Genomic DNA, 24,695 nt, shown 5'->3' on the forward strand with positions numbered 1-24,695 from the left:
GCATCCGTGCACGATTCTTAGGGGATAGGCATCGCCGCTTATCCACCGCCGAGGCTGCACATGAAAACCGTGAAAGAGCTGCTCAATACCAAAGAAGAAAAACACCATGCGGTACACACCATCAGGTCGCACCAGACGGTGCTCGAGGCACTGATGGTGATGGGCGAGAAGAACGTCGGCGCCTTGCCGGTGGTCGATGACGGCCAGGTGGTCGGGATAATCAGCGAGCGTGACTACGCCCGCAAGATGGTGCTCAAGGGGCGTTCGTCGGTGGGCACGCCGGTACGCGACATCATGAGCGCACCGGTGGTCACGGTAGACCCGCACCAGAGCGTGGAGGTGTGCATGAACCTGATGACCAACAGCCATCTGCGCCATCTGCCGGTGGTGGAGAACGGCCAGCTGATCGGTCTGCTGTCGATTGGCGACCTGGTCAAGGCGGCGATTGCCGAACAGGCCAACCTGATCCTGCAACTGGAGCAGTACATCCGCGGCGAATGAACCTCAGCGGTATTCGCCCTCCAGCTCGTCGAGCTGGTGGTCGAAGCTGCGCAGGCGCGCCGACCAGGTGTACACCAGCACTTCGAGGTCGCGGTTGAGCACGGCGCTGCCGCGCCCGGCACTCTGCTGCGAGTCGCACAGGTCGAGCTGGTAGCGTTCGCGGGCCATGGCCGTGGCCACGCTGGAAAGTTCGCGGGCGTTGTTCAGCCAATAGCGGTGGCGCCCGCGGGTCTGCTGGTCGAGCTGCTGGCACTGGCGCTTGAGGGCTTCGAGGCTCTGTTCGAGCGGGGTGCCTTCAAGCTCGCCCATCACTTCCTGAAAGGTGCGCCCCGGCTGCCAGTAGCTGCCCCAGAAGTAGCGGTCGAATACGGTTTCGACCCGGCGCAGGGCAACCTTGGTGTTCCAGATGGCCACCAGGGTGCGGCCCTGCTCTAGCTGGCGCTTGCGCACCTTGAGCTGCTGCCAGCTGCTCCAGGCCAGGGCCGTGAGGGCCAGCGCCGCAATCACGGCGGCGGCCGCGTACATGAAGTGCATGGCCTCCACCAGCTGGTAGAGCTGGCGAACGCCGTAGAAGTAGCCGGTGCTCAGCAGGCCCAGGGCGGTCACGGCCGCCCAGAAGCCGGGTGCGTAGGGATCTTTCATTGGCGCCATCCCCTTATTGTTTTTCTGAGCATAGCAACGCCAACTGCAGGTACAGGTGCCGCTCAGCGCTTATTTGCGGGGATTGCGCAGCGCCTCGTTGAGCTGGTCGAACTGAACGGCCCAGTCGGCATCCTCCAGAATCGCCTCCTTGAGGAATTCGCGCTGTGCCGGCGTCCAGAACGGCGCATCCACCAGTTTGATGTCGCCCTTGAGCGGCGAGTGGCTGGTGATGAACTGGTCGATGCCTTTGGGATCATCGGGCAGGCCAAGCTGCTTGAACAGGGCGCTAAAGCTGTGGGTAGGTGCTTCCATGGGTCACTCCTTCTGGGCGTCAGGCCGGGTTGAATGGGGTAGACAGCGCACAGGTCGTTCGAGGTCAGTCGGGTAGGCGTTTAATTTCACCGCCGGTCCCGACCGCTGGAGTTTAGTCGCTGCAGTTGCGGTACATGCAGACGTTCCGATGCCGATGGCGTCGCTCGAGGGTGGGTGGGGGCCGCTTTGCGGCCCAATCGCGGGTCAAGCCCGCTCCCACAAGGATCACCGCTGCCCATGTGGGAGCGGGCCAGAATGGCCTTGCAAGATAGCGGTTGCTACCAACCGCCGCCCAGCGCCAGGAACAAGCCGATCTGCCCCATCGCGACCTGGGTATTGGCCGCCGCCAGCTGCGCACGCATGTCGGTGTAGGTGCGCGTGGCCTGCAGGTCGGCCAGGAACGACTCACGCCCGGCCTTGAAGAACCGGTGGGTCTGGTCGGCCGCCAGTTGCGCCGAGCGCTCGGCCTCGGCCAGCGCGTCGCGCCGGTCAAGCAGCGCGCTGTACTGCGCCAGGCTGGTCTGGGTCTCGCGGATGGCGTTGAGCACCACCCCGTCGAAATGCGCCAGCGCCGCCTGGGTCGAGGCCTCGGCCTGGCGAATGCGTGCCCGCGAACCATTGGTGGGCACGGTCCAGGTCAGCAGCGGACCAAAGCCCCAGCGGTTGGTCGCCGGCTTGCCCAGGTTCTCGAGGATGCCGATGGTGCCCACCTGCGCGCCGATGCTGATGTCCGGGTACAGCTGCCCGGTGGCCACGCCGATGCCGGCAGTGGCCGCCGCCAGGCTGCGTTCGGCCTGGCGGATGTCGGGGCGGCGCTTGAGCAGCGCGGCGCCATCGCCCACCGGCACACGTTGCGCTATGTGCGGCAGCTCGGCGCAGTGCGCGGTACCCGCCGGCAGTTGCTCGACCGGCTTGTCCAGCAGCATCGACAAGGTGTACAGGCCCGCCTCGCGCATGGCCTGGTAACGCGGCAGTTCGGCGCGCAGCGACTTGAACTGGGTCTCGGTGCGCGTCACCTGGGTTTCGTCACCGCGCCCGGCATCGCGCAGGCGCTGGGTGAGGGTCACGCTCTGCTCCTGCAGGTCCAGCGAGGCCCGCGCGATGTGGTATTCCTCGTTGGCCGCGCACACCTGGGTGTAGGCCCGCACCACATCCGCCACCAGGGTGATGCGGGCGGTGTCGGCGGCAGCCTGGGTGGCGTCGGCGTGGGCCTGAGCGGCCTCGACGCCGCGCTTGAGCGTGCCCCACAGGTCGAACTGGTACGAGGCGCTGAGGATCGCCTCGCCGATGTTGGCCACCGGCACCTTGTCGGGTTGCAGAAAGGCTTCGCCGGACTCCTGCAGGCGCTGCGCACCCAGCTTGACCCCGCCATTGAACCCGCCCTGGGCCTCGGCCTCCTCGACCTGTGCCCGCGCCCGCGCGATGTTCGCCGCGGCCACGCGCAGTTCGGTGTTGGCGGCCAGCGCCTGGTTGACCAGCGCGTCGAGACGCGGGTCCTGGTAGAGGTGCCACCAGTTGGCGGGCACCGGTTCCGAGACCACGCTGTCGGCGTCGCTGCGCAGCGCGCCCTGCAGGTCGCCGCGATTGACCGCCGCCTCCTTGGGCACGCTGTAGTCGGGCCCGACCATCTGGCAGGCCGACAGCAGCAACCCTGCGCCCAGCAGCGCAAAGCGTTTCATCGGGCGGCATCCTCGATGATCGACACCGTGGCAGTACGCCCGGCGATCATGCGAAAGTTTTCCGGCACCTCGTCGAATGCGATGCGCACCGGTATGCGCTGCGCCAGGCGCACCCAGCTGAACGCCGGGTTGACGTTGGGCAGCAGGTTGGCGCCACTGCTGCGGTCACGGTCCTCGATGCCTGCGGCGATGCTCTGCACGCGACCGCGCAGGCGCGCGTCGTCGCCCATCACGCGGATATCCACGGCCTGGCCGATATGGATGCCGCCCAGCTTGGTCTCTTCGAAATAGCCATCGACGTGGTAGGAGTTGCTGTCGACCACCGACAGCACCGGGCGCCCGGCGCTGACGAACTCGTGGGCGCGCGGGGCGCGGTCGTTGAGGTAGCCGTCGACCGGGCTGCGTACCACCGAACGGTCGAGGTTCAGCTGCGCCGCGTCCACCGCCACCTGCGCCTCGGCCAGGGCCGATTGCGCGCGGGCCTGGCGCGACTGGCTTTCTTCGAGCTGCTCCTGTGCCACCAGGTTGCCCAGGCCACGGTTGCGGCGCGCCTCGCGCTGCGCCTGGGCCAGGGTTTCACGGCGCTCGGCCAGGGTCGCCTGGGCCTGGCGCAGAGCCAGGTGAAAGCGGTCCTGGTCGATGCTGAACAGCACGTCGCCGCGCTTGACCACCTGGTTGTCGCGTACCGACACCTGCTGGATCAGCCCGGACACATCGGGGGCGATCTGGATCACGTCGGCGCGGATGTGGCCGTCGCGGGTCCAGGGGGCGAACATGTAGTACAGCACCATCTGCCACACCAGCACGGTTGCCAGCGTTACCACCAGCAGGGTCAGGACCACGCGGCCCAGGGTCAGTAAGGGTTTTTTCATGGCAGCATCAGGCTTCGGCAAAAGTGGTCGACCGTGCCCAGCAGCACGGCGTAGAGAGCAACGTTGAACAGCGCCCGGTGCCAGACCAGGCGGTAGAAGTGCAGGCGCGTGAGTACCGCGTGCACCCCCAGGAACAGCACATAGGTGAACACCATCATCACCAGCAGCGTGGGCAGAAATACCCCGCTGATATCCAGTTCACCGATCACAGGGGGGCTCCATCGATGCCGTAGGGCAGTTGCGGTTGATCGTCGGACGGTTCCAGCACCACCTCCACCCCCGGCAGCAGCGCCAGGCGCAGGCCGCTCAGGGCATGCAGCAGGTGCACGCGGGTTTCCCCGCAGTCGGCCATGGCCTCAAGGTTCAGGGCATGCCGCGCACGCTCCATGCTGCGCAGCAGGTCGGCCGGCGCATGCAGGCGGCGGCGGGCCTTGAGGCACGCCTGAAAGTGCGCACCCACCTCAGCGATCACCTGCGCCAGCGCCGCCTGTGCCGGCGGCGTGGCCCGTGGCATGTAGGCCAGCAGGTCGAGCAGGTTGAGCCCCACGCGCAGGTCGCGCAGCGCGCTGTTGGTGTCCTGGCCGGTCTGGGTCAGGCGCGGCAGGTGCTGCATCAGGCGGTCGAGCATCTGCACGCCGAGGCGCCGGTGTTCGGCCAGGCTGGCCGGGCGGGTCATGCCGACGATGTCGTGCCAGCTGAAGCGGGTCAGGCGCTTGGCCGCCAGCTCCACGCCGAACGGGCGCACCACCAGGGTCCAGATGAAGGCGAACAGCAGCCCCACCGGGCCGGCCAGGTTGGCGTTGGCAAAGGTCAGGAAGTCCGCGTCGTAGGCGCCCTGGATGCTGATGAACGAGGCGGTGTTGACGATGGTGAGCAAGGTGCCCAGGTAGAAGCGCGGCTGCACGGTGAGGGTGCCGACGCAGATGAACGGCACGGCGAACGCCAGTACCAGCATCGGGAAGTCATGCAGGTTGGGCAGCACCAGGAACAGGTAGAGGCTGGCGAACACCACCGACAGGGTGGTCCAGAAGAAGAACCGGTAGATCTGCGGCGCGGGATCGTCCATGGCCGCGAAGAAACTGCACGCCACCGCCGCGAGGATCACGGCGCTGGCGCCGTCGGGCCAGCCGAGCAGTATCCACAGCGCGGTGGCGGCGAGGATCGCGGTGAAGGTGGAGAACACCGAGTAGAGCATCAGCCCACGGTCGAAGAACGGCGTCAGGCGGCCCAGGCGCCAGTGCCGGTACACCGCGCGCCAGGGCGACAGGTCTTCGTCGCGGATGGCGTGCTGCAGGCTGCAGCAGTCCTGCCACAGGTCGATCCATTCGCCCAGCCGGTAGAGGGCATTGGACAGCAGCAGGCCGGGGCGCTCGTCGAGGGCGGCGACACTCGGTTGCAGGCGTTCGAGCTGCTCGCGCAGGGCCGTCCAGCGCGCCACCGAGGCGTCTTCGGCGCTGGCCTGCAACCAGCTGCGGGCCTGCTCCAGCAAGCCTTGCAGTTGCGCCGCCTGTGCCGGGGCGCGGCCTTCGAGGGCCAGCAGCGCGTCGTCGAGGGCGTCGATCACCGGGAACAGGTGGATCATGCGCCCGCGCAGCTCGCGGGCATTCTTGACCGTCTGCGGCCGCGCGCCCTCGTGGGACAGCTGGCCGATCATCATCTCCAGCGAGTTGAAGGTGGTGACCATCGAGGCGCGCAGCCCGCCCACGGTTTCGGGCGTGGCCTGGCGGGCAAGAAAGGTGTCGCAGTAGCGGATCGCCTCGGCGAACCAGTTGCCGGTGGCGCCGACCACCACCGGGGTGAGCCGGCGCGGCCAGAAGATCGCCCCGACCACCGCCGCGCAGACGATGCCCAGGCAGATTTCCTGGGCCCGCGAGGAGGCGATGTCGAATACCGCCAGCGGGTTGTCCACCACCGGCAGGGCGATCATCGGCAGGGTGTAGCCGGCCAGCATCAGCGCGTAGCTGTTGGCGGTGCGCAGGTGCAGCGAGAGAAACAGCAGGGTGCCGGTCCACAGGGCGATGGCGCAGGTGAGCAGCACCGGGGTCTGTACCAGCAGCGGCACCAGGAACACCGCCCCCGCCGCGCCCAGCAGTGTACCCAGGGCGCGGTACAGGGCCTTGGAGCTGGTGGGCCCGACGAACGGGCTGGAGACGATGTAGACCGTGGCCATCGCCCAGTAGGGGCGCGGCAGTTGCATGAGCAGGGCGATGTACAGGGCGATCATCGACGCGGCGAAGGTGCGCACGCCGTAGAACCAGTCCCGCGCCGGCGGCATGGAGCTGAAGAAGTCCTTCATGAAGGCACGCCCGGCGAGCGCTGCGCGGCGTCTTCGAAGGCGCGCACCACACGCAGCGCCGCTTCGAGGTCGGCGGGCGGGATGTCGTGCAGCACCTGGCGGCGCAGGCGCACCAGCTCGGCCTCGATCGCCTCGGCCAGCTCGCGCCCGCGCGGGGTCAGGCTCAGGGCCTTGGCGCGGCGGTCACCGGGGGCTTCGCTGCGGCATACGAAACCGGCGCTGCACAGCTGGTCGAGCAGGCGCACCAGCGACGGGCTTTCAAGCCCTGCGGCCTGGGCTACCGCCACCTGGTGCACGCCATCGCCCAGGCGCACGATCATCAGCAGTGGTACCGCGCAGGCTTCGGAGATGCCGTAGCCGACCAGCGTGGCCTGGCAGATGCGCCGCCAGTGACGGCTGGCCGCGACCATGCCGCTGCTGATGTTCAGTTGCAGTGCATCAAGATTCATGGGCAAGGTGTCGAGATTCATAGTTTGCTAACTATCAATATTCTTCGATCAACGCCCCGGGCGTCAATAGCGGCAATGCGGCATCCGTCGGCCGAGGTCAGCGCCGGTACTGGTCTTCGTGTTTCAGGGTCAGCGCCCGCGGGCTGCCCAGGCTGATCGCCCGGTCGCGCCAGAACAGGTAGCGCATGGGGTTGCCGGCCACGCTGAAATGCATGGCCAGTTCCTCGGCCGCCGGCATCACCCCCGCTGCGGCCGCCAGCTCCAGCCAGTACACGGCGAGCCTGGCATCGGCCCGCACCTGCTGGCCATGCAGGAGGCGGTAGCCGATCTCGAACCGGCAGCGCCCATCGCCGCGCTGGGCGCCCTGCATGAACCAGTCGTAGGCGCGCTGCGGATCGACCTGCCAGGTTTGCAGGTGGGTATCGCAGATCTCTTCTTCGTAGAGGTCGCCCAGCGCCGCGGCGGCTTCGTCCAGGCCGCGCTCGAAGGCCTGCCGGTAGCACTCGGCGGCGCTGGCGTAGGCGATGGTCACGCCCTTGCCGAAATAGTGCTGCTGGCCCAGGTTGTACCAGGCCACCGCACTGCCCTGCAGCGCCGCCATGCGCAGCAGGCGCCCGGCCAGGGCCGGTTCGGCACGCCAGTACTTGCCGTTGAGCCATACCCAGCCGAGGTCGTTGAGCGCCACCACGCTGCCATCCAGCGCCTGCTGGCGCAGGTCGGCATACACCGCCTGCAGGTCGACGGCTTCGTCCAGGCGGTTGACCAGGCAGAAGCCCCTGCCGAGCACCGCACGCTGGGCCGGCATGCCGATGCCGGCCGTGTGGCGCTGGGTCTGCCCGCCCGGATCGGGGGCGATCACCCTGGGCAACAGCCGCGCGAGCAGTGGGTAGATGGTGCTGGCAGCAGACAACGGTTCATCCCTGACTGACCGGTGGGTGGCCCATGCCACCCTGTGAGGCAAGCCTAGACAAGGACACGCACTTTTGTCGCCCCGATGCGCTCAGCGCTGCATGCCCCAGCGCCGTACTGTGACGCGCTCGAGGGTATTGAACACCAGGCTCTCGACCAGCAGGCCGATGAGGATCACCACGGCCAGGCCGGCGAACACCTTGTCGGTGTACAGCTCGTTGCGGTTCTGGAAGATGTACCAGCCCAGCCCGCCCTTGCCGCTGGTGGCACCGAACACCAGTTCGGCGGCGATCAGGGTGCGCCAGGCGAACGCCCAGCCGATCTTGAGCCCCGACAGGATCGACGGCAGCGCCGCCGGAATCAGGATGTGCACCACCAGACGCAAGCCGCGCAGCCCGTAGTTGCGCCCGGCCATGCGCAGGGTTTCGGACACACCCATGAAGCCGGCATAGGTGTTGAGCGCCAGCGCCCACAGCACCGAGTGCACCAGCACGAAGATCAGGCTGTTGTCGCCCAGGCCGAACCACAGCAGCGCCAGCGGCAGCAGGGCAATGGCCGGCAGCGGGTTGAACATCGAGGTCAGGCTGCTGAGCAGGTCGCGGCCGATCTGGGTCGACACGGCCAGGCTGGTGAGCCCGAAGGCCAGCACGATGCCCAGCAGGTAGCCCTTGAGCAGCACCACCAGCGACACCCCGACCTTGGCCGGCAGTTCGCCGCTGAGCAGGCCGTCGTACAGCGCCGCGGCGGTTTGCAGGAAGCTGGGCAGCAACAGGTCGTTGCCCTGATAGCGCGCCACGGCTTCCCAGGCCAGCGCCAGCAGGATCAGGATCAGGCTCTTGCGCAGCCAGCCCTGTTGCCACAGGCGCTGGCCCAGGGGCAGCTCGCGTTCCAGCGGTACGCTGAGCAGGGGTTCAAGGGTGACTTCGTACTCCTGACGCGGAGCCGGTGCAGAGGTGGTCATCGGTGGGGCTCCCGGTCAGTAGGCGATGCGGATGTCGGTGAAATCCAGGGCGGCGTCCTGCTCGGCGGCGGCATCATCGTCGAACAGCAGACGATGGATGCGCCGCGCGCTGGCCTGGAAGTCGGCAGCGCCCAGGCTGTGCAGGTCGTACTGGTGACTGTGGATCTCGGCGCGCACGCGCCCCGGGTGCGGCGACAGCAGCAGGATGCGGTTGCCCACCACCAGCGCCTCCTCGATGGAGTGGGTGACGAACAGCAGGGTGAAGCGCACCTCCTCCCACAACAGCAGCAGTTCTTCCTGCATCTTGCGCCGGGTCAACGCGTCGAGGGCGGCAAAGGGTTCGTCCATGAGCAGGATCTTGGGCTGCATGGCCAGCGCCCGGGCGATGGCCACGCGCGCCTTCATGCCGCCGGAGAGGGTGTGCGGGTATGCATCGGCAAATGCCGCCAGGCCGACCTTGTCCAGGTAATGCAGGGCGCGCTGTTCGGCCTCGGCGCGCTTGAGCGTGCCGGAGGCCAGCAGCGGGAACATCACGTTCTGCCTGACGGTTTTCCACGGCGGCAGCTGGTCGAACTCCTGGAACACCACGATGCGGTCCGGGCCCGGCCCGTGCACCGGCTGGCCCTGCAGGCGGATCGCGCCCTCACGGGGCTCGATGAAGCCGGCCACGGCCTTGAGCAAGGTCGACTTGCCGCAACCTGAGGGGCCGAGCAGGACGAAACGGTCGGCCTTGTCCACTTCGAAGCTGACCTGGTGGGTGGCCCGCACCACGCGCTGGGCGGTGCGGTATTCGAGGCTGAGGTTGTCCACCTGCAGCAGCGCCGGTGCGCTCACGGGGCTCAGGTTGCTGGCCGTGTGGCCTGGCAAGCGGGCGGTCATGCGCTCAGCTCCCCTGCAGTGGCTTGGCGTCCTGGAAGAAGTAGTCCTTCCACGATTCGGGTTTGTGCTTGATCGCGCCGATGCGGTACATGAAGTCGGCCAGCTTGTAGGTGTTCTTCGGCGTGACGCTGAATTCGTATTGCGGGTTGTCCATGATCTTGAGCAGCGCCTCGCGGTCGATCTTGGCCTTGGTCACGCGAATGTAGGTATCGGCCGCCGCGCCCTTGTCGTGCTGGGCGAAGTCGGCCGCCTCGGCCAGGGCGTCGACGAAGGCCTGGTAGGTTTTGGGGTTGTCGTTGCGGAATTTTTCGGTGGCGAACAGCACGGTGGGCGAGTTGGGACCGAGCAGGTCGTAGGTGTCGAGCACCACGTGCACGCTCTTGTTGGCCAGCGCCTGGTCCTGGAACGGCGGGTTGGAGAAGTGCGCATTGAGCTCGGTGCCGCCGGCCAGCAGCGCGGCGGTGGCGTCGGGGTGCGGGACCGCCAGGGTGTACTTGTCCAGGCGCGCGTAGTCCTTGTCGCCCCACTGCTGGGCGGCGGCGTACTGCAGGAAGCGCGACTGCACCGAGACGCCAACCGCCGGCAGGGCGATGCGGTCCTTTTCGGTGAAGTCGGCGATGGTCTTGACGTTGGGGTTGCTGCTGACCAGGTAGTACGGGAAGTTGCCCAGCGAGGCCACGGCCTTGACGTTCTGGCGGCCGTAGGTGCGATCCCAGATGGTCAGCAACGGGCCGACGCCGGCACCGGCGATGTCCACCGAGCCGGACAGCAGCGCGTCGTTGATCGCGGCGCCGCCCGAGAGCTGGGTCCAGTCGACCTTGATGTCGATGCCCTGGGCCTTGCCGTGCTTCTCGATCAGGTGCTGGTCGCGCACCACGTTGAGCAGCAGGTAGACGATGCCGAACTGTTCGGCGATGCGGATTTCACCTTCGGCCTGGGCCGTGGCGGGGGCGACGAGGCTGCCGGCGAGCAGGCTGACGCCCAGGCCGATGCTGGCCGCCAGGCGGCTGATTGAGTTGCGCATGCGGTACTCCTGAAGACGGGTCAGAACGGGGCGTCGCCCTGGATGGTGGTGCGGTACAGCTTGCGACGCAGGTGCGCGGGGCAGCCGGCGGCCAGGTGGATCAGCGAGCGGTTGTCCCAGAACACCAGGTCGTGGGGTTGCCACTGGTGGCGGTAGATGTTGTGTTCGAGCACGCTGTGGGCGTACAGCTCGGCCAGGATATGGCGGCTTTCGTCCTCGGGCAGGCCGACGATGCGGGTGGTGAAGCCCTCGCTGACGAACAGCGCCTTGCGCCCGTTTTCCGGGTGGGTACGCACCACCGGGTGGATCACTTCCTGCACCTGGGCCAGTTGCTCGGCGGTGAGCGTGGGGCGCCAGTTGCCTTCGAATTTGGTTTCGCTGTAGCGCGCGGTGTAGGAGTGCGCGGCGCTGCGGCCTTCGACGGCGGCACGCAGGTGGGCGGGCAACTGGTCCCAGGCCTTGTGCATGTCGGCGAACAGGGTATCGCCGCCCTCGCTGGGCAGCTCCTGGGCATGCAGCATCGACCCCAGGCTGGGCAGTTCCTTGTAGGAGAGGTCCGAGTGCCAGAACTTGCCGGCATCGCCCAGGCCGATGTTCTGGCCGTTCTCGATGATGTTGGAGACGATCAGGATCTCGGGGTGGCCGCCGAGCAGGAACTGCTTGAGCACGTGGATCTGCAACACGCCGAAACGGCGGCTGAAGTCGACCTGCTGCTGGGGGGTGATGCGCTGGTCGCGGAACACCACCACATGGTGGTCCAGGTGCGCGCGGTGGATGCGCGCAAAATCGCCAGCGTTGACCGGACGGCTCAGGTCCAGGCCGATGATCTCGGCGCCCACGGCACCGGCAAACGGACGAATCTCGAAGGCTTGGGGTTGGGCGCTGTCGGTGTACGACAAGGCGCCAGGGGCCGCTGACATATCTTTTCACTCCCACGTGTCGGGTCGGTAACTGCGCGTGGAAATAAATATAAATGCATAAGAAAAAAAATTTAAATACCTTTAGAGAATAAGCATAGAGAGGGTTGTCCGCCTCGCGTGGCCTATGCTGCTGAGGCCATCAAGCAGATGTCATCAGGGGGAAAAGCCATGTTCTATGTGCAACGCGACACCCGTGGGCATATCGTGCGGTTGGAGTCGACGCCCTTTGCCGAGGAGAACGAAGCGCTGCCCAACGATTCGCCGGAGGCTCAGGCCTGGTTTGCCAAGAAGCTGCAGCAGAGCGACCTGGACATGATCCGGGTGCTGGAGGACTTGATCGAGGTACTGACCAGCAAGGGCGTGATCAGCATCACCGACCTGCCGGCGAGCGCACAGGCCAAGCTGCTCAGCCGTTCGAGCGCGCGCCAGACCATGGGGGGGTTGAACAAGCTGATCGATGAGGAGCGGCCGTTGATCTAGCAGCTTCGCCGGCCTGGCCGGCGAAGAAGCCACTACGGCGCCCAGGGCCGGGGCTCGCCGATCAAGCGCCCCTGCACCCCGAAAATCCCCATGTCGCGCAGCACCTCCAGTTCGCCTTCGGTTTCCACCCGCTCGGCAATCAATGGCAGGTCGATGCTGTGCGCTGCGCGCTGGATCGCCTCGATGAACAGGCGCTTGTGCGGCTCCTGATCGATGGCGCGGATGAAGCTGCCGTCGACCTTGAGGTACGCCAGGCCCAGGTGCGCCAGGTTGCCGATCATGCTGAAGCGCCCGCCAAAGTGCTGCAGGCTCAGCTTGAAGCCCAGCGCGCCCAGTTGCCGTGCCAGCTGCTCGAGCGCGGCCTGGTCGGGCAACTGCTCTTCGCCGATCTCCAGGGTCAGGCGCGGGCCCAGCGCCGCATGACGCCCCAGCAGCCCGTACACCGCCTGCAACGCCTGGGGGTCGGCCAGGGTGGCCGCCGACAGGTTCAGCGCCAGCGCCTGGTCATGGCGCTGCAGGTGGGCCAGCACCTGTTCGAGCATCAGCAGGTCATGCCGGATCGACCAGCCGAAACGCTCGAGCCAGGGCAGGAAGCGCCCGGCGGGGAGGGTTTGCCCATGCCCGTCGGGCAGGCGCGACAGCACCTTGTACTGCAATACGCGGCCCAGCTCGTGCGTCGCCACCACCGGCTGGAAGAACAGCTCGAAGCGGCGCTGGTCGAGGGCGTGTTGCAGCAGGGCATGCCAGTCGTGGTCCAGCAGCGCCGGGGCGTGCGCGGGCAGGCAGACCCATGTCGGCAGCTGCTGGCTCTGCGCCTGGGCCAGGGCTTCGTCGCAGCGCTCGAGCAGGGCCTGCGGGGCGTCGCCCGGGCTGTAGGGGGCCAGGCCGATCCAGGCCACCGGGTTACGGTCGGAAGCACCGGTGTCGTACAGGCTGTGCAGGGTCTGCTCCAGTTCCTGGGCCAGGTGCACGGCCTCGTCATGCACCAGCCCCGGTGCCAGCACGGCGAACTCGCCGCCACGGCTACGGGCGATCAGGTCGAGGGTTTTGGGATAGTGCGCGCACACTCGCTGCACCTGCTGCGCAAGAGCCTGCAGCAGGGCATCGGTGCGCTGGCCGCCCAGGCGCAGGTTGAGCCCGGCCAGGTCCTGCACGTGCACCAGCATCAGGTAGCCAGGGCTTTCGTCCTGGGCGCTGAGCCGGGCAGACAGCTGCATCTCGAAGAAGCGCCGGTTGCCCAGGCCGGTCAGGCTGTCCTGCCAGGCCTCGGCGCGCAGGGCTTCACTGCGCTGGGCCTCCTCGAGAAACAGCGCCTTGAGTTTCTCGACCATCTGGTTCATGGCCTGCACCACCCGGCGCAGCTCCGGGGTGCGCGGCAGGCGCGGCGCACTGAGGAACTCGCGACGCGCAATGGCCTGGGACTGCGCCACCAGGTAGTCCAGCGGTCGCAGCTGACGGCGCAGCAGCAGCGCCCCCAGCAGTGCACTGACCACCCCGCAGGCCAGCAGCCAGGCCAGGCTGCCGAGCGCGCTGCGCCACAGCTTGGCCAGGGCGAACATCGGGTGGCTGACCACCTCGACCCGCGCCGCCTGCTGCCAGCCGCGGCTGACGATGGCATCGCCGCCGGCCGGCTCCAGGTTGATCAGGCGGATGAACCAGGCCGGCACACCGCTGCTGTCCGGCTCGGCGTGACGCTCCACCAGCAGGGCATTGGGGCCCAGGTCGATCACGCGGATGCTGGCGTAGTAGCCGCTGTCGAAGATGGAGCTGACCATCAGCTCGACCATTGCCGGGTCGTCGATGTTCGGCGTGAGCGACAGCGCCAGCGCGGTGGCGGCGTCCTGCGCATGCGCGCGCAGCTGATTGACGTATTGGCTGCGCGAGCTTTCCAGGCCGACCATGAAGCTGCCGCTGAAGGCGACCACCAGAAACAGGCAGATGGCGAGCAACAATTGCTTGAACAGTGACATCCGCAATCCTCAGTAAGCCGGCTCGGTGGGAAACCCCTCGGCCTGCATCTTCTTCAACAGATCCTGCCAGCGCGACAGGCGCTTGCTGTCGCCGACCTTGCGATTGCCACCCGCCCCGGTCAGCCACAGGCCCTCGCCATTGAAGGCATACACCGGCAGCAGGTCGGTGCGCTGGCTGGCCGGCTCGATGGTGTCGATCAGGCTGTCGAGCACCAGCGGCATCGCCTCTGGAGTGGAATAGTAGGTCAGGACCATGTGCGCGCGATTCTGGCGCAGCGCCTTGACGTAGGTAATGCGCAGTTTCTCGCTGGGGATACCCAGGCGGCGCAGGCTGAAATACTTGGCGATGGCGTAGTCTTCGCAGTCGCCGGCGCCCTTGATCAGTGACTGGATCGGGGTGGACCAGTAGTCGGCCTGCTGCCACAGTTCGGGGTCTTCGACGTAGCGCAACTGGCGATTGAAGAACTGGTTGACCACCTGCAGGCGCTCGGCTTCGCTGCCCTGGCGCTGGGTGGCAAGCAACTGCTGCCAGGCATCGATACGCTGCTGGCCGGCACCAAGGGGGCCGTACAGGGCCTGGGCCTTGCGGCTGATCTGGGAAAAGTCCCAGTCCGCGCGCAGGTTGCCCAGCAATACGCAGCCGAGCAACAGCGCCAGGCCAGCCCGGCGCGGGGTCAGAGGCAAAGCCCAACGTATCGCCAAGGCCGGCGGTCCATGCAGATCGTGGAATCGCGATGGTGCAGGCTGGGCGGGCAAAAGACAATGGCGCACGGCGGCAAGCTTCCAAAGCGCTGCGACTTCATTCAGGATAGCCGCCGCGAACGCCCGCAGGCCCGCGCCGGCCTGAATTTGACAGGCGCAACCGTCATCACTAGGGTCATTGGATCCAATCTTTGCTAGCAGGGCAGTCAGCGTGGCCGAAAAAATCAAACTCCTGAGCATTCTGGGTGACGAGCAGGTGCCTGCTCACCTGGCGCGCAGCGTGATCGAAGAGCGCCTGCGCAGCGCCATCCTCGACGGGCGCCTGGCACCCGGCATGGCGTTGCGCCAACAGGAGCTGGCGACGCTGTTCGGGGTCAGCCGCATGCCGGTGCGCGAGGCCCTGCGTCAGCTGGAGGCGCAGTCGCTGCTGCAGGTGGTGACGCACAAGGGCGCGGTGGTGGCACCGCTGATCAGCGAAGATGCGATGGACTCCTACGGGCTGCGGGTGATCCTGGAGAGCGAGGCGCTGCGCCAGTCGATCCCGCTGCTGGACGCCGAGGACATCGCCCTGGCCCGGGGCTACATCGAGCAACTGCAGAACGAGACCCGGCACGCCGAGATGGGCCAGCTCAACCGCCTGTTGCACATGGCCCTGTACCGCAAGGCGCCCAATCAGAAGTTGCTGCGCCTGATCGACAACGAGTTGAGCGAAGAGGCGCGCTTCCTGCGGTTTCATCTGTCGTCGATGGGGCTGGGCAAGCTGACCCAGGACGATCACATCGCGCTGGTGGACGCAGCCCAGGCCGGCCAGGTGGACGAAGCTGTACAGCTTCTGACCCAGCACCTGGACAAGGGCATGCAGGCCATCAGGCAGTACCTGGCCAGCCAGCCGCAGGGCTGAACGCGCCGCCGGGTCGGTCAGTGGTTGCAAATTGCGCAAGGCCCCATAACAATGAGACTAATTATCATTTATGACCTTGGTTGCAGCGCGCCTTCATGTCCTCCCACGACTCTGTGCACAGGCTCTATCAGCAACACCACAGCTGGCTGAACACCTGGCTGCGCTGCCGCCTGGGCAATGCGGCCGATGCCGCGGACCTGGCCCAGGACACCTTCGTGCGCCTGCTGCAGCGGCGCGAACAACTGGAGCTGAATGCGCCGCGTGCGTTTCTGCGCACCATCGCGCGCGGGCTGGTGATCGATCACTGGCGCCGCGAAGAGCTGCAGCGTGCCTACCTCGAAGCCCTGGCGCAGCTGCCCGAGGCCGAGGTGCCATCAGCGGAGACCCGCGAGCTGCTGCTGGAACTGCTGGAACGCATTGCGTGCCTGCTCGACGGCCTCAGGCCCAAGGTGCGCACCGCGTTCCTGCTGGCCCAGTGCGAAGGGTTGAGCCACAAGCAGATCGCCGAGCAGATGGGTATCTCGCTGCGCTCGGTGGAGCGGTATGTGGCCGACGCCCTCTATCACTGCTACCTGCTGCGCTATGAACCCTAGCCCGCGCGTGGTCAAGCAGGCCATTCACTGGATGCTGCGGGTGCGCGAGAACGGCGCCAGCCCGCAGTTGCAGGCCCAGTGCGAGCAGTGGCGCAGCGCCAGCCACGAGCACGAACTGGCCTGGCAACGGGTGCACAGCCTGCAGCAGGAAATGAACCTGCGTGCGGTGCCGGGCGCCGGTGTCGTCGCCCTGCAGACCCTGGAGAACAGCCAGCAGCGGCTGCACCGGCGCCAGGCCCTGAAGCTGCTGGGCGGCGTGGTGATGCTTGGCTCAGCGGCCTGGGTCAGCAAGGACATTGGCCTGCTCGACCCGTGGACCTCGGATTTCGCCACGGCCACCGGCGAGCGGCGCAGCGTCCGCCTGCCCGATGGCAGCCTGCTCAATCTCAATACCCATACCGCGGCAGACCTGGCCTTCGACAGCCGCCAGCGCCTGGTGCGCCTCAAGCACGGGGAGTTGATGCTGACCTGCGCCGAACACCCGCTCGGCCCGGCTGGGCGGCCGTTGCTGGTGCAGAGCCGCGATGCGCTGCTCGAAGGCTTCGATGGGCGCTTCGTGGTGCGCCAGGAGCGCGACTGCACCCGCGTCACGGTCAGCCAGGGCAAGGTGGCGATCCATCACCCCGGCCCCGCCGGGCTGCAATGGGTGGCTGCTGGCGAAGCCTTTCTGGTGAATGCCCAGGGCGCCACACCCGTGGCGCAGCAGAACATGGACCCCGGTGCCTGGGCCGATGGCCTGATCGTCACGCGCAACATGCGCCTGGGGGACTTCATCGACGAGGTGGCGCGCTACCGCCACGGCTACCTGAGCTGCTCCGACGATATCGCCAACCTGCGCCTGTCCGGGGTGTTCCGCCTGGAAGACACCGACAAGCTGCTGCACCTGCTGCCGCAGACCCTGCCGGTACATGTGAGCTATCGCACGCGCTGGTGGGTACGCCTGGAACGCCAGGCGTGATGCGCTGATTTTTTTGGCGGGTTTTGTCGGCACGTCCGGCTAGGACAGTAAGCGACTCCCTTCTGCCCTTACCGACCCTACGGATGCTCTTCATGCGCGATACCCTGGCCCAGCCGCGGCTCACTGACAGTAATGAGTTTCAACCTCTCTTAGATTCACGCCTGGGCAAGGCGGTGCGCGCCGCACTGTTCGGTACCGCGCTGGGCCTGGCCAGCGTGCCGATGGTAGCGATGGCCGAACCTGCGGGCAGCGCCAGCCAGCAGTACAACATCCCCGCCGGCTCGCTGGACGAGGTGCTGAACCAGTTCGCACGCCAGGCCGGCATCACGCTGTCGAGCACCCCGCAGATGACCCACGGCGCGCAATCGCCCGGCCTGCAGGGCAGCTACGCCACCGACCAGGCGCTGCGCCAGTTGCTCAATGGCACGGGGCTGGAGGCGGTGAGCCAGGATGGCACCAGTTATGTGCTGCATGCGGCCCCGCAGGACGCCGCACTGGCATTGCCTACCACCGACGTGCGCGGCTTTGCCCTGGGCAACGCGCTGGGCAGCATGGAGGGCTACAACGCCACCCACAGCCAGATCGCGACCAAGACCAGCACCGCGCTGCTGGAGACCTCGCAGTCGGTGTCTGTGGTAACCCGCCAGCAGATGGACGACCAGGGCGCGCAGACGGTCTCGCAGACCATGCGCTACACCCCGGGCGTGCTGACCAACCCGTATGGCGCGACCCACCGCTATGACTATGTGGCCATGCGCGGCTTCAACGATGGCTCGGTGGACAACATCTACATCGACGGCCTGAAGTCGATGGGTGACAGCGGCACCTTCAGCACCATGCAGATCGACCCGTACTTCCTCGAGCGCGTGGATATTCTCAAAGGTCCGTCGTCGGTGCTGTATGGCCGCAGTTCGCCAGGTGGCCTGGTGGCGCTGACCACCAAGAAGCCACTGTACGAGACCTTCCGCCAGGTGCAGGCTACCGTCGGCACCCAGGGCCAGCGTGGGGTGGGCTTCGACTTCAGCGGCCCGCTGGACGACGACAAGCGTATCGCCTACCGCCTGACCGGCCTGACGCATCAGTCCGACACCCAGTTCGATCACAACGAAGAAAAGCGCTATGCGCTGGCGCCGACCCTGAGCATCGACTTCACCGAGGACACCTCGCTGACCTTGCAGGCCTACCTGCAGAACGATCCGGAAGGCGGCTACCACGCCGGCGTGCCCGCCGATGGCGCGCTGCACAAACGCAACGGCCAGCGTATCTCGGAACACTTCTTCGAGGGCGAGCCGGGCATCGACAGCTACGAGCGCAATCAGCAGTCGTTCGGCTACCAGTTCGAGCATCGCTTCAACGATGTGTTCACCGCACGCCAGAACTTCCGCTACCTGGACTCGACGGTGAAGATGGACCAGGTGTACGCCTGGGGCTATGAGTCGCCCACCAGCAACAAGCTGAACCGCTACTACACCGGTGCCGACGAGAAGCTGCACTCCTACATCATCGACAACATGCTGCAGGCCGAGTACTTCACCGGCGCGGCCAAGCACACCACGCTGGTGGGCCTGGACTACCAGCGACGCAAGACCGTGGTGGACTGGAGCAGCGGCGGCCTGGCGTCGATCGATGCGTTCAACCCGCAGTACGGCAATTCGCAGATCACCTATTACGCACCGACCAGCTACACCCGGCGCCTGCAGCAGACCGGCATCTACGCCCAGGACCTGATCGAGCTGGACAAGTGGCGCTTCTCGCTGGGGCTGCGGCAGGACTGGGTGAAGACCTCGGATGAGAATCGTATCGCCGAGCCTACCCGCCCACTGGGCACCAAGATCAGCGATGACCGCACCAAGCTCACCGGCCGCGCGGGCGTGCTGTACCTGTTCGACAACGGTATTGCGCCTTACCTGAGCTATTCGGAGTCGTTCAACCCCAACTCCTACGCCGATGCCGCCGGCAACCCGCTGGCACCGACCGAAGGCACCCAGTGGGAGGCCGGTATCAAGTACCAGCCGCCGGGCACCGACAACCTGTTCACCGCCTCGGTGTTCCGCATCGAGCAGGAGAACCTGGCCACCAAACAGCCGCAGGACGACTTCTACTACCCGGTCGGGCAGGTACGCTCCCAGGGTCTGGAGCTGGAAGCGCACATGCAGTTGAGCGAGAACCTCAAGGTGCTGGGCAGCTACACCTTCACCGACATCGAGTACAGCAAGACGATGCCGAGCACTCTGGCTGGCAGCACACTCGACAACAAGGGCAACTCGCCAACCCAGGCGCCAAAGCACATGGCCTCGCTGTGGGCGGACTACAACTTCCGCCAGGGGGTGCTGGACGGTGTGCGCGTAGGCGGTGGCGTGCGTTACGTGGGCTACAGCTGGGTGGATGCGGAAAACACCATGAAGGTACCGTCGTACACCCTGTTCGATGCGTCGGTTGGCTACGACCTGGGCAAGGTCGGGCTCAAGGGCGTGGATGTGCGGCTCAATGCCAACAACCTCACCAACGAGAGCTACATCGCCTCGTGCGCGAGCCTGAACTACTGCTACATGGGTGAAGAGCGCAATGTCAGCGCCACGGTCAGCTATCAGTTCTGACCACACCCCCGTGAGCCGCAAAGCCAGTGCCTGATTCCAGGCGCTGGCTTTGTCGCATCTGGCGACCTGATCTGGAATCCTTTTATATGCGCCACCTCTACGTATTGCTGCACCGCTATATCGGCCTGGCCACCGCGCTGTTCCTTGCCCTGGCAGGGCTCACCGGGAGCGTGCTGGCGTTCAACCACGAGATCGACGAATGGCTGAACCCTTCGTTCTATGAAGCCCCGGCGCAAGGCCCCCGCCAGGACCCCGGCAACCTGGTGGACAAGGTGCAGGCCGAACACCCGCGCCTGCAGGTGTGGTACATGGAATACCCCGACGAGCCCGGCCATTCGGCGTTGCTGGCGATGGTGCCGCGCAACGACCCGGCCACCGACAAGCCGTATGCCGAGAAAAACACGGTGTTCTACCTCGACCCGGTCAGCGGCCAGACGTTGGGCCAGCGCTACTGGGGCGAGTGCTGTTTCTCGCGGGAGAACTTCATGCCGTTCGTCCTCGAGCTGCACTACAACCTGACCCTGCCGGGCAACTGGGGGCTGTGGCTGATGGGCGTGGTGGCGATCCTGTGGGTGCTCGACTGCTTCATCGCCCTGCTGCTGACCCTGCCCCGTGGTCGTCCGTTCTGGCGCAAATGGAGCACGGCCTGGAAGATCAAGGGCGGGCATGCGTATCGACTGAACATGGATATCCACAGGGCTGGGGGCTTGTGGCTGTGGCTGCTGCTGTTGCCGGTGGCCGTCAGCAGTGTGGCGATGAACCTGCCCAGCCAGGTGTTCAAGCCGGCAGTGTCGCTGTTCTCGCCGGTGGAACCAAGCGTCTATGAGGCCCGTGGCAGGCTGCCCAGAGAAGAACTGGGGCAGACCCAGCTGACATGGCATCAAGCCCATCAGCTGGCGCAGCAGGAGGGCCAGCGGCTGGGGCTGACGGCGCCGATCGGCGAGTTGTACTACAGCTTCGAGTACAACTTCTATGGCGCCGGTTTCGGACAGCACGACACCGATGCCCAGGGCAAGTCGTGGTTGTTCTTCCATGGCACCGACGGGCGCCTGCTGGGGCAGGAGATCGCTGGCCAGGGCACCCTGGGGGAACGCTTCTACCGGCTGCAACTACCCATACATGGCGGCAGGATCCTCGGCACTACAGGCCAGGTGATGATCGCGGTGCTGGGGGTAGTGATTGCGGTGCTGTCGGTGACAGGGGTGTATATCTGGTGGCGCAAGTTGCTGGCGCGGCGCAGTAGCCGGGCTCGGCGCACTGCATAGACTGAAGGTCGGCTCCTGCAGCCCATTGAGTGCAGGGGCCGGCCTGGCCGATGCAGAGGGTGGCAGGAACAACCCGCTACCCTAGCCCCTGAAAAGACAAAACCCCTGTCTGCAGCGCAGACAGGGGTTCTGGAATTGAATCTTGACGATGACCTACTCTCACATGGGGAAACCCCACACTACCATCGGCGATGCATCGTTTCACTGCTGAGTTCGGGATGGGATCAGGTGGTTCCAATGCTCTATGGTCGTCAAGAAATTCTGTGTGCTGGCCCGTACATTTGCGACGTGCCGGCGAATTCTTGATGCTTCTACTCTAAAGACAAAACCCCTACCTGCAGATGCAGATAGGGGTTTCGGAATTTAATCTTGACGATGACCTACTCTCACATGGGGAAACCCCACACTACCATCGGCGATGCATCGTTTCACTACTGAGTTCGGGATGGGATCAGGTGGTTCCAATGCTCTATGGTCGTCAAGAAATTCTGTTGCCAGAAGGTCTAGTTCAGACACTCCAGCGAATCGGGTATGTGATGTTCGTGAGTTACAAATCTTCGGCTTACTGTGTCTTCACAACACCGCAATCTGGCCTTTCGACGCAAATTGCTTGGGTGTTATATGGTCAAGCCTCACGGGCAATTAGTATTGGTTAGCTCAACGCCTCACAGCGCTTACACACCCAACCTATCAACGTCGTAGTCTTCGACGGCCCTTCAGGGAGCTCAAGGCTCCAGTGAGATCTCATCTTGAGGCAAGTTTCCCGCTTAGATGCTTTCAGCGGTTATCTCTTCCGAACATAGCTACCCGGCAATGCCACTGGCGTGACAACCGGAACACCAGAGGTTCGTCCACTCCGGTCCTCTCGTACTAGGAGCAGCCCCTCTCAAATCTCAAACGTCCACGGCAGATAGGGACCGAACTGTCTCACGACGTTCTAAACCCAGCTCGCGTACCACTTTAAATGGCGAACAGCCATACCCTTGGGACCGGCTTCAGCCCCAGGATGTGATGAGCCGACATCGAGGTGCCAAACACCGCCGTCGATATGAACTCTTGGGCGGTATCAGCCTGTTATCCCCGGAGTACCTTTTATCCGTTGAGCGATGGCCCTTCCATACAGAACCACCGGATCACTAAGACCTACTTTCGTACCTGCTCGACGTGTCTGTCTCGCAGTCAAGCGCGCTTTTGCCTTTATACTCTACGACCGATTTCCGACCGGTCTGAGCGCACCTTCGTACTCCTCCGTTACTCTTTAGGAGGAGACCGCCCCAGTCAAACTACCCACCATACACTGTCCTCGATCCGGATAACGGACCTGAGTTAGAACCTCAAAGTTGCCAGGGTGGTATTTCAAGGATGGCTCCACGCAGACTGGCGTCCACGCTTCAAAGCCTCCCACCTATCCTACACAAGCAAATTCAAAGTCCAGTGCAAAGCTATAGTAAAGGTTCACGGGGTCTTTCCGTCTAGCCGCGGATACACTGCATCTTCACAGCGATTTCAATTTCACTGAGTCTCGGGTGGAGACAGCGCCGCCATCGTTACGCCATTCGTGCAGGTCGGAACTTACCCGACAAGGAATTTCGCTACCTTAGGACCGTTATAGTTACGGCCGCCGTTTACCGGGGCTTCGATCAAGAGCTTCGCGTTAGCTAACCCCATCAATTAACCTTCCGGCACCGGGCAGGCGTCACACCCTATACGTCCACTTTCGTGTTTGCAGAGTGCTGTGTTTTTAATAAACAGTCGCAGCGGCCTGGTATCTTCGACCGGCATGAGCTTACGGAGCAAGTCCTTCACCCTCACCGGCGCACCTTCTCCCGAAGTTACGGTGCCATTTTGCCTAGTTCCTTCACCCGAGTTCTCTCAAGCGCCTTGGTATTCTCTACCCAACCACCTGTGTCGGTTTGGGGTACGGTTCCTGGTTACCTGAAGCTTAGAAGCTTTTCTTGGAAGCATGGCATCAACCACTTCGTCGCCTAATGGCAACTCGTCATCAGCTCTCGGCCTTAAGATCCCGGATTTACCTAAGATCTCAGCCTACCACCTTAAACTTGGACAACCAACGCCAAGCTGGCCTAGCCTTCTCCGTCCCTCCATCGCAATAACCAGAAGTACAGGAATATTAACCTGTTTTCCATCGACTACGCTTTTCAGCCTCGCCTTAGGGACCGACTAACCCTGCGTCGATTAACGTTGCGCAGGAAACCTTGGTCTTTCGGCGTGGGAGTTTTTCACTCCCATTGTCGTTACTCATGTCAGCATTCGCACTTCTGATACCTCCAGCAAGCTTCTCAACTCACCTTCACAGGCTTACAGAACGCTCCTCTACCGCATCACCTAAGTGATACCCGTAGCTTCGGTGTATGGTTTGAGCCCCGTTACATCTTCCGCGCAGGCCGACTCGACTAGTGAGCTATTACGCTTTCTTTAAAGGGTGGCTGCTTCTAAGCCAACCTCCTAGCTGTCTAAGCCTTCCCACATCGTTTCCCACTTAACCATAACTTTGGGACCTTAGCTGACGGTCTGGGTTGTTTCCCTTTTCACGACGGACGTTAGCACCCGCCGTGTGTCTCCCATGCTCGGCACTTGTAGGTATTCGGAGTTTGCATCGGTTTGGTAAGTCGGGATGACCCCCTAGCCGAAACAGTGCTCTACCCCCTACAGTGATACATGAGGCGCTACCTAAATAGCTTTCGAGGAGAACCAGCTATCTCCGAGCTTGATTAGCCTTTCACTCCGATCCACAGGTCATCCGCTAACTTTTCAACGGTAGTCGGTTCGGTCCTCCAGTCAGTGTTACCTAACCTTCAACCTGCCCATGGATAGATCGCCCGGTTTCGGGTCTATACCCAGCGACTAAACGCCCTATTAAGACTCGCTTTCGCTACGCCTCCCCTATTCGGTTAAGCTCGCCACTGAATATAAGTCGCTGACCCATTATACAAAAGGTACGCAGTCACCTAACAAAGTAGGCTCCCACTGCTTGTACGCATACGGTTTCAGGATCTATTTCACTCCCCTCTCCGGGGTTCTTTTCGCCTTTCCCTCACGGTACTGGTTCACTATCGGTCAGTCAGTAGTATTTAGCCTTGGAGGATGGTCCCCCCATATTCAGACAAAGTTTCTCGTGCTCCGTCCTACTCGATTTCATGACTAAGAGATTTTCGCGTACAGGGCTATCACCCACTATGGCCGCACTTTCCAGAGCGTTCCGCTAATCTCAAAGCCACTTAAGGGCTAGTCCCCGTTCGCTCGCCACTACTAAGGGAATCTCGGTTGATTTCTTTTCCTCAGGGTACTTAGATGTTTCAGTTCCCCTGGTTCGCCTCTTGCACCTATGTATTCAGTACAAGATACCTGACTTATGCCAGGTGGGTTCCCCCATTCAGAGATCTCCGGATCAAAGTCTGTTTGCCGACTCCCCGAAGCTTATCGCAGGCTACCACGTCTTTCATCGCCTCTGACTGCCAAGGCATCCACCGTATGCGCTTCTTCACTTGACCATATAACCCCAAGCAATCTGGTTATACTGTGAAGACAACATTCGCCGAAAACTTGTAATTACTCACAAATTTTACCTTAGCCTGAACACACACCAGTGAAAGTGCTGTCCAGTCTATCTTTCTATCACATACCCAAATTTTTAAAGAACGATTCTGATAAAGTTCAGAAATCAATATTCGACGCGAATATTCATTTCTAAGCTTTGACAAACTGGCAAGCGGGGTGGTGGAGCCAAGCGGGATCGAACCGCTGACCTCCTGCGTGCAAGGCAG

General features: G+C 64.2%; 21 protein-coding genes, 1 tRNA gene and 3 rRNA genes (1 of these 25 only partly in view). 7 read left to right on the forward strand and 18 right to left on the reverse strand.

Annotation, left to right across the window (positions count from 1 at the left end; genetic code table 11):
- Positions 1-60: 60 nt before the first annotated feature.
- A complete protein-coding gene (locus ACPRTJ_RS09420) occupies positions 61-501 on the forward strand; it encodes a CBS domain-containing protein (RefSeq protein ID WP_043861317.1) in 441 nt (146 codons plus the stop codon).
- A 3-nt stretch (positions 502-504) separates the two neighbouring features.
- Here the strand turns inward: ACPRTJ_RS09420 and ACPRTJ_RS09425 are convergent, their stop codons facing one another.
- From ACPRTJ_RS09425 to ACPRTJ_RS09480, 12 genes are all read right to left on the reverse strand, one after another.
- On the reverse strand, positions 505-1,143 hold the full coding sequence (locus tag ACPRTJ_RS09425; protein WP_054915884.1) for a hypothetical protein: 639 nt from the start codon (positions 1,141-1,143) through the stop codon (positions 505-507).
- A 69-nt stretch (positions 1,144-1,212) separates the two neighbouring features.
- A complete protein-coding gene (locus ACPRTJ_RS09430; protein WP_043861319.1) occupies positions 1,213-1,455 on the reverse strand; it encodes a DUF2789 domain-containing protein in 243 nt (80 codons plus the stop codon).
- Between the two features lie 278 nt (positions 1,456-1,733).
- Positions 1,734-3,134 (reverse strand): efflux transporter outer membrane subunit, encoded by a 1,401-nt coding sequence (locus ACPRTJ_RS09435; protein ID WP_426428682.1) that lies wholly within the window; start codon positions 3,132-3,134, stop codon positions 1,734-1,736.
- Positions 3,131-4,006: an efflux RND transporter periplasmic adaptor subunit gene (locus ACPRTJ_RS09440; RefSeq protein WP_253086546.1), complete on the reverse strand. Its 876-nt coding sequence runs from the start codon at positions 4,004-4,006 to the stop codon at positions 3,131-3,133. Before ACPRTJ_RS09440 ends, ACPRTJ_RS09435 begins: the two co-directional genes overlap by 4 nt.
- Positions 4,003-4,215 (reverse strand): DUF1656 domain-containing protein, encoded by a 213-nt coding sequence (locus ACPRTJ_RS09445; protein WP_043861322.1) that lies wholly within the window; start codon positions 4,213-4,215, stop codon positions 4,003-4,005. Before ACPRTJ_RS09445 ends, ACPRTJ_RS09440 begins: the two co-directional genes overlap by 4 nt.
- The gene (locus ACPRTJ_RS09450) at positions 4,212-6,302 is read right to left on the reverse strand and encodes an FUSC family protein (protein ID WP_088513901.1); all 2,091 of its coding nucleotides are present in this window, start codon (positions 6,300-6,302) and stop codon (positions 4,212-4,214) included. The genes ACPRTJ_RS09445 and ACPRTJ_RS09450 overlap by 4 nt, the downstream gene beginning before the upstream one ends.
- Complete coding sequence (locus ACPRTJ_RS09455; RefSeq protein WP_043861339.1) at positions 6,299-6,751, reverse strand: MarR family winged helix-turn-helix transcriptional regulator; 453 nt, start codon at positions 6,749-6,751, stop codon at positions 6,299-6,301. Before ACPRTJ_RS09455 ends, ACPRTJ_RS09450 begins: the two co-directional genes overlap by 4 nt.
- Before the next feature lie 97 nt (positions 6,752-6,848).
- Positions 6,849-7,661, reverse strand: coding sequence for a tetratricopeptide repeat protein (locus ACPRTJ_RS09460; RefSeq protein WP_088513902.1), 813 nt, complete (start codon positions 7,659-7,661; stop codon positions 6,849-6,851).
- Between the two features lie 90 nt (positions 7,662-7,751).
- Positions 7,752-8,621, reverse strand: coding sequence for an ABC transporter permease (locus tag ACPRTJ_RS09465; protein ID WP_054915880.1), 870 nt, complete (start codon positions 8,619-8,621; stop codon positions 7,752-7,754).
- Positions 8,622-8,636: 15 nt separating this feature from the next.
- A complete protein-coding gene (locus ACPRTJ_RS09470) occupies positions 8,637-9,500 on the reverse strand; it encodes an ABC transporter ATP-binding protein (RefSeq protein ID WP_043861326.1) in 864 nt (287 codons plus the stop codon).
- A gap of 4 nt (positions 9,501-9,504) precedes the next feature.
- Positions 9,505-10,524: an ABC transporter substrate-binding protein gene (locus ACPRTJ_RS09475; protein WP_426428687.1), complete on the reverse strand. Its 1,020-nt coding sequence runs from the start codon at positions 10,522-10,524 to the stop codon at positions 9,505-9,507.
- 20 nt (positions 10,525-10,544) lie between these two features.
- Entirely contained in the window at positions 10,545-11,444 is a 900-nt protein-coding gene (locus tag ACPRTJ_RS09480) for a TauD/TfdA dioxygenase family protein (protein WP_426428689.1), read from the reverse strand.
- A 168-nt stretch (positions 11,445-11,612) separates the two neighbouring features.
- Here ACPRTJ_RS09480 and ACPRTJ_RS09485 point away from each other — a divergent pair, with 168 nt between their 5' ends.
- Positions 11,613-11,924: a tryptophan synthase subunit beta gene (locus ACPRTJ_RS09485; protein WP_313326498.1), complete on the forward strand. Its 312-nt coding sequence runs from the start codon at positions 11,613-11,615 to the stop codon at positions 11,922-11,924.
- 32 nt (positions 11,925-11,956) lie between these two features.
- On the opposite strand, the gene lapD is transcribed toward ACPRTJ_RS09485, so the two are convergent.
- The gene (gene lapD, locus ACPRTJ_RS09490) at positions 11,957-13,894 is read right to left on the reverse strand and encodes a cyclic di-GMP receptor LapD (protein ID WP_253086549.1); all 1,938 of its coding nucleotides are present in this window, start codon (positions 13,892-13,894) and stop codon (positions 11,957-11,959) included.
- 9 nt (positions 13,895-13,903) lie between these two features.
- Complete coding sequence (lapG, locus tag ACPRTJ_RS09495; protein WP_043861331.1) at positions 13,904-14,596, reverse strand: cysteine protease LapG; 693 nt, start codon at positions 14,594-14,596, stop codon at positions 13,904-13,906.
- Between the two features lie 211 nt (positions 14,597-14,807).
- On the opposite strand from lapG, the gene ACPRTJ_RS09500 reads away from it, so the two are divergent.
- The 5 genes from ACPRTJ_RS09500 (at position 14,808) to ACPRTJ_RS09520 (ending at position 20,910) form a co-directional block, all read left to right on the forward strand.
- Complete coding sequence (locus ACPRTJ_RS09500; RefSeq protein WP_426428692.1) at positions 14,808-15,497, forward strand: GntR family transcriptional regulator; 690 nt, start codon at positions 14,808-14,810, stop codon at positions 15,495-15,497.
- A 95-nt stretch (positions 15,498-15,592) separates the two neighbouring features.
- Complete coding sequence (locus tag ACPRTJ_RS09505) at positions 15,593-16,090, forward strand: sigma-70 family RNA polymerase sigma factor (RefSeq protein ID WP_054915945.1); 498 nt, start codon at positions 15,593-15,595, stop codon at positions 16,088-16,090.
- Complete coding sequence (locus ACPRTJ_RS09510; RefSeq protein WP_058541710.1) at positions 16,080-17,048, forward strand: FecR domain-containing protein; 969 nt, start codon at positions 16,080-16,082, stop codon at positions 17,046-17,048. The genes ACPRTJ_RS09505 and ACPRTJ_RS09510 overlap by 11 nt, the downstream gene beginning before the upstream one ends.
- 221 nt (positions 17,049-17,269) lie before the next feature.
- A complete protein-coding gene (locus ACPRTJ_RS09515) occupies positions 17,270-19,645 on the forward strand; it encodes a TonB-dependent siderophore receptor (RefSeq protein WP_426429096.1) in 2,376 nt (791 codons plus the stop codon).
- Positions 19,646-19,731: 86 nt separating this feature from the next.
- Positions 19,732-20,910, forward strand: coding sequence for a PepSY-associated TM helix domain-containing protein (locus tag ACPRTJ_RS09520; RefSeq protein ID WP_043861335.1), 1,179 nt, complete (start codon positions 19,732-19,734; stop codon positions 20,908-20,910).
- A 140-nt stretch (positions 20,911-21,050) separates the two neighbouring features.
- On the opposite strand, the gene rrf (ACPRTJ_RS09525) is transcribed toward ACPRTJ_RS09520, so the two are convergent.
- The 4 genes from rrf (ACPRTJ_RS09525) to ACPRTJ_RS09540 form a co-directional block, all read right to left on the reverse strand.
- Positions 21,051-21,166, reverse strand: a 5S ribosomal RNA gene (gene rrf, locus ACPRTJ_RS09525).
- 111 nt (positions 21,167-21,277) lie between these two features.
- Positions 21,278-21,393, reverse strand: a 5S ribosomal RNA gene (gene rrf / locus ACPRTJ_RS09530).
- Between the two features lie 138 nt (positions 21,394-21,531).
- Positions 21,532-24,422, reverse strand: a 23S ribosomal RNA gene (locus ACPRTJ_RS09535).
- 224 nt (positions 24,423-24,646) lie between these two features.
- A tRNA-Ala gene (locus tag ACPRTJ_RS09540) sits at positions 24,647-24,695 on the reverse strand; it runs 27 nt beyond the window's last position.

Source organism: Pseudomonas palmensis (assembly GCF_049942755.1).
Taxonomy (GTDB): Bacteria; Pseudomonadota; Gammaproteobacteria; order Pseudomonadales; family Pseudomonadaceae; genus Aquipseudomonas; species Aquipseudomonas palmensis.

Bases quoted from the DNA above. Each gene is read 5' to 3' on its own strand.
- ACPRTJ_RS09420 (WP_043861317.1), top strand. From the start codon at position 61: ATGAAAACCGTGAAAGAGCTGCTCAATACCAAAGAAGAAAAACACCAT.
- ACPRTJ_RS09425 (WP_054915884.1), bottom strand. From the start codon at position 1,143: ATGAAAGATCCCTACGCACCCGGCTTCTGGGCGGCCGTGACCGCCCTG.
- ACPRTJ_RS09430 (WP_043861319.1), bottom strand. From the start codon at position 1,455: ATGGAAGCACCTACCCACAGCTTTAGCGCCCTGTTCAAGCAGCTTGGC.
- ACPRTJ_RS09435 (WP_426428682.1), bottom strand. From the start codon at position 3,134: ATGAAACGCTTTGCGCTGCTGGGCGCAGGGTTGCTGCTGTCGGCCTGC.
- ACPRTJ_RS09440 (WP_253086546.1), bottom strand. From the start codon at position 4,006: ATGAAAAAACCCTTACTGACCCTGGGCCGCGTGGTCCTGACCCTGCTG.
- ACPRTJ_RS09450 (WP_088513901.1), bottom strand. From the start codon at position 6,302: ATGAAGGACTTCTTCAGCTCCATGCCGCCGGCGCGGGACTGGTTCTAC.
- ACPRTJ_RS09455 (WP_043861339.1), bottom strand. From the start codon at position 6,751: ATGAATCTTGATGCACTGCAACTGAACATCAGCAGCGGCATGGTCGCG.
- ACPRTJ_RS09465 (WP_054915880.1), bottom strand. From the start codon at position 8,621: ATGACCACCTCTGCACCGGCTCCGCGTCAGGAGTACGAAGTCACCCTT.
- ACPRTJ_RS09470 (WP_043861326.1), bottom strand. From the start codon at position 9,500: ATGACCGCCCGCTTGCCAGGCCACACGGCCAGCAACCTGAGCCCCGTG.
- ACPRTJ_RS09475 (WP_426428687.1), bottom strand. From the start codon at position 10,524: ATGCGCAACTCAATCAGCCGCCTGGCGGCCAGCATCGGCCTGGGCGTC.
- ACPRTJ_RS09480 (WP_426428689.1), bottom strand. From the start codon at position 11,444: ATGTCAGCGGCCCCTGGCGCCTTGTCGTACACCGACAGCGCCCAACCC.
- ACPRTJ_RS09485 (WP_313326498.1), top strand. From the start codon at position 11,613: ATGTTCTATGTGCAACGCGACACCCGTGGGCATATCGTGCGGTTGGAG.
- lapD (WP_253086549.1), bottom strand. From the start codon at position 13,894: ATGTCACTGTTCAAGCAATTGTTGCTCGCCATCTGCCTGTTTCTGGTG.
- ACPRTJ_RS09505 (WP_054915945.1), top strand. From the start codon at position 15,593: ATGTCCTCCCACGACTCTGTGCACAGGCTCTATCAGCAACACCACAGC.
- ACPRTJ_RS09510 (WP_058541710.1), top strand. From the start codon at position 16,080: ATGAACCCTAGCCCGCGCGTGGTCAAGCAGGCCATTCACTGGATGCTG.
- ACPRTJ_RS09515 (WP_426429096.1), top strand. From the start codon at position 17,270: ATGGTAGCGATGGCCGAACCTGCGGGCAGCGCCAGCCAGCAGTACAAC.
- ACPRTJ_RS09520 (WP_043861335.1), top strand. From the start codon at position 19,732: ATGCGCCACCTCTACGTATTGCTGCACCGCTATATCGGCCTGGCCACC.